The organism is Nonomuraea corallina (assembly GCF_027620315.1).
Taxonomy (GTDB): domain Bacteria; phylum Actinomycetota; class Actinomycetes; order Streptosporangiales; family Streptosporangiaceae; genus Nonomuraea; species Nonomuraea corallina.
The window spans coordinates 1-3562 of record NZ_JAPNNL010000311.1 but is presented as its reverse complement, the minus strand read 5'-3'; the positions used below and the strand labels follow the sequence as shown (position 1 = coordinate 3562).

At 72.0% G+C, this 3562-nt stretch carries 5 protein-coding genes; 2 read left to right on the top strand and 3 right to left on the bottom strand.

The window, feature by feature from the left end:
* Window positions 1-137: 137 nt before the first annotated feature.
* Window positions 138-329: a hypothetical protein gene (locus tag OUY22_RS36165; RefSeq protein WP_270159826.1), complete on the top strand. Its 192-nt coding sequence runs from the start codon at window positions 138-140 to the stop codon at window positions 327-329.
* A gap of 20 nt (window positions 330-349) precedes the next feature.
* Here OUY22_RS36165 and OUY22_RS36160 read toward each other — a convergent pair whose 3' ends face one another.
* Together OUY22_RS36160 and OUY22_RS36155 are read right to left on the bottom strand one after the other, a co-directional pair.
* Window positions 350-652: a DUF3817 domain-containing protein gene (locus tag OUY22_RS36160; protein ID WP_270159825.1), complete on the bottom strand. Its 303-nt coding sequence runs from the start codon at window positions 650-652 to the stop codon at window positions 350-352.
* A gap of 2 nt (window positions 653-654) precedes the next feature.
* Window positions 655-1437, bottom strand: a complete 783-nt coding sequence (locus tag OUY22_RS36155; protein ID WP_270159824.1) for an SURF1 family protein — start codon at window positions 1435-1437, stop codon at window positions 655-657.
* Window positions 1438-1541: 104 nt separating this feature from the next.
* Here OUY22_RS36155 and OUY22_RS36150 point away from each other — a divergent pair, with 104 nt between their 5' ends.
* On the top strand, window positions 1542-1715 hold the full coding sequence (locus OUY22_RS36150; RefSeq protein ID WP_270159823.1) for a hypothetical protein: 174 nt from the start codon (window positions 1542-1544) through the stop codon (window positions 1713-1715).
* A gap of 162 nt (window positions 1716-1877) precedes the next feature.
* Here OUY22_RS36150 and ggt read toward each other — a convergent pair.
* On the bottom strand, window positions 1878-3562 hold a 1685-nt coding region (gene ggt / locus OUY22_RS36145), incomplete at its 5' end, for a gamma-glutamyltransferase (RefSeq protein WP_270159822.1).

Genomic DNA, 3562 nt, shown 5'->3' with positions numbered 1-3562 from the left:
GGCGGCAGCTGCTCGGCGTCCTGCCTATTCACGATATATCGTGATAGGGAACCTGGACGACGTCTCGCTCGTTGTCCGCACGACGCAGAATGTGGGAAGAGGCGGGGCGAGCGCTCCGCGTTCGGAGGATGTTGAGGATGTCACCAATCCAGAAGTACGCCATCGGCGCCGGCGTCGCCGTCCTGTTCTCGTGGATCTTCCTTCCCGGCTGGGTGACCCTGCTCGTCGTCCTCGGCCTGGTCGCCGCCCCGGTGGCCGGCTACCTCATGCTCGACCCGTCGCAGCGCGAGCGGCTCAAGAGGGCCCGCCGGCGCGGCATCGGCCGCTGACGCCGGGGCCGGCGGGGGCCTCAGGCCTCCGCCGGCGCCGCCACCCGCTGGGTGACCCGGCGCTCGACGTAGAACGACAGGAACGGCACGGTGCCGCCCAGCATGACGCCCAGCATGTAGGTCCAGGTCCAGCGCGCCTTCATGCCCAGGTTCATCACCGCCACCAGGTAGAGCATGTAGAGGCCGCCGTGGATGGGCGAGATCACCTTCGACGGGCCGGGGATGTCGAAGCCGTAGCGCAGCACCATGCCGGCGCAGAGCACGAGCAGCATCACGCCGACGACGTAGGCGAGCACCCGGAAGGGCTTGAGAGCCGATTCCACCGTTAACCTTCCAGAACCATCTCGGGGGACCTCTCCCGGTCCCGATCCGCTCGTACGGCGTCGCGTACGAAGTGGAACCACATGAACACGGCGAACCCCGCGAAGATCCACCAGTTGGCGGCGTAGGCGAGGTTGCGCCAGGTGACCTCGCCGCCGACCATCGGCGGCTTCGAGGCGACCTGGGTCAGCGCCCCAGACGGGGGTTCGGCCACGACGTAGCCGTTGCGCACCTGCTCGCCCTGCCACAGGTTGACCAGCTCGCCGGTCGCGACCGTCTGCACCTGGCCGGGGGGCAGCCCTTCGGGCCTGCGCTGGACGGTGTCGCTGCCCTGCTGGGGACGCAGCCGGCCGGGGACGCTCGCCCGGCCCTGCGGCACGGCCGCCGCGGCGGGGTCGGCGGCGTCGGCCACCCAGCCGCGCACCACCGGCATCAGCGTGCCGTCGTCGAGCCGGACCGGGGTCAGCACCCAGTAGCCGTGGCCGCGTGAGACCTTGCCGCCCGGCGCGTCGACGTCGGCGCGGCGGTCGGCGACGAGGAGCTGACGGCTCGCGTCGTAGACGCCCTCGACGGTGACCCTGCGGCCGACGGCGTCACCCCGCATCTGCGCGCCCACGGGCGCCAGCTCCGTGACGGACACCGGGGCGGGGTCCGTCGTCAGCACCGGCTTGCCCGAGTCGTTGAACACCCCGAGCTGCCAGCGCCCGAGCATGATGAACGCGATCACGACCCCGATCGTGAGCAGATGCAGCCCCAGCAGGCGAGGCGAGAACAGGGTCTTGAGCATGCCTTCAAACTATCCGCCCATGGGACCGGTTCCCCCACCAGCCCACCGGCGAAACCGATAAAAAGGCGCAAACGCCGGCAAGCGATCACGCTAGGCTGCTGGCCATGTCTGACCAGCATATCGATCCCGCGGGCAACACCCAGCAGTTCCGCGCCTTCGCGCAGCGGTCCGAGCAGGAGTCGGCCGCCACCGCGAAGAAGTCGCCGGTTCTGCCGATCATCGCGGTGGTCCTCGCCGTGGCGATCATCGGCGTGGCGGCGTTCCTGCTGCTCCGCTAGCCCTCTCCGCACCACAGGGCGCCGACCCGCCACACGTGTGGCGGGCCTTCGTCATGCCCGCACCATCCGGCCGGACCCGCCCGCGGGCGCCGGGCTTCACCTCCGTGTACGGGACGCGTACCCGGAAGGTGAAACCCGGCGGCCACGAGCTGATCGGCCGAGTCAGCGGCGCGGCGAGACCACCAGGGCGCTGCCGCCGCCGCGCCTGGACGGCTCGGCGACCGCCTGGATCCGGTCCCGGCCGACGAACTCCAGCGCGGTGGCCGCGCCGATCTCCGGGTTCAGCACCAGGTCGTGGCCCCTGGCCTCCAGCTCCTGCTCGTACCGGTCGAGGAAGCCCTGCTCGGCCTGGGTCTGCGCGGTGTTGCGCTGGGTGGCCCTGGGGGCGGCCAGCGCCTCGGGCAGCGACATGCCGAACTCGTACCGGTTGACCAGGATCTGCAGCACCGTCGTGATGATCGTGGAGCCGCCCGGCGTGCCGAGCGCCATCACCGGCCTGCCGTGGTCGAACACCAGCGTCGGCGCCATCGACGAGCGCGGCCGCTTGCCGGGGCCGGGCAGGTTCGGGTCGCCCGGAGCCGGGCCGAAGGTGAAGTCCGTCAGTTCGTTGTTGAGCAGGAACCCGCGGCCCGGCACCACGATGCCGTTGCCGCCGGTGGACTCGATCGTCAGGTTGTAGGCGACCACGTTGCCCCACCGGTCGGCCACCACCAGGTGGGTGGTCTCCGGGCCCTCGGCCGTGGTCTCGGGAGCGGTGCCCTGCGCGGGCGGGCAGTTCTCGTACGAGCCGTCGGGGACGCCCGGCGCGGCGGGGTGCGCGATCGCGCGCTCGCCGACCAGGCAGGCCCGCTCCTTGGCGAAACCGTCCGACAGCAGCTCCTTCAGCGGCACGCCCGGCACGTCGCCCACGTAGGCGTTGCGGTCGGCGAAGGCCAGCCGGGACGCCTCCAGGTACTCGTGGAGGCCGACCTCGGGCAGCGCGTCCAGGATGTTGAGCGCCTCCTGCACGGTCGAGCCGCCCGACGACGGCGGCGCCATCCCGTACACCGTCAGGCCGCGGTAGTCGGACCTGGTCGGCTCCCGCATCAGCGCGCGGTAGTCGCGCAGGTCGCCCAGCTCCATCAGGCCGGGCCTGACGTTCCTGGTCGAGCCGGGGGTGACCGGGGGACGCTTGACGGTGGCCACGACCTCCCTGCCGAGCTCTCCCCCGTACAGCCAGCCGGTGCCGCGGCGGCCCAGCTCGCGGTAGGTGGCGGCGAGGTCGGGGTTCCTGAAGACGGAGCCGACGGGCGGCGGCGCGCCGTTCGGCAGGTAGAGCTTCGCCGTGGAGGTGAAGTCCTTGAAGCGGGCCGCGTTCTGCGCGGTCTGGTCGTGGAACGTCTGGTCGACCACGAACCCTCGGGACGCGACGGTGACGGCGGGCTGCAGCGCCTGCTTCAGCGACATCGTGCCGAACCGGCGCAGGGCCAGCTCCCACTGGGCGACCGTGCCGGGCACGCCGGCCGACAGGCCGCTGGTGACCGCCTGGTCGAACGGGATGCCCTCCAGGGAGGTGGCCGTCATGGCCCGGGGCGCGGTCTCGCGGCCGTCGATGGTGTGCACCTTCCGGCGCTTGGCGTCGTAGTAGACGAGGAAGCCGCCGCCGGCCAGCCCGGCGGAGTACGGCTCGGTGACGCCCAGCACGGCGCCCGCGGCGACGGCGGCGTCGACGGCGTTGCCGCCTCTCTTGAGCACGTCTATGGCCGCCTTGGAGGCGTCGAGGTCGACGGTGGAGACCGCGCCGCCGTACCCTTCGGCGACCGGGACCTTCTGCTGGGGTGGATGGTGGGTGGTGGCCGCCGCGGGCG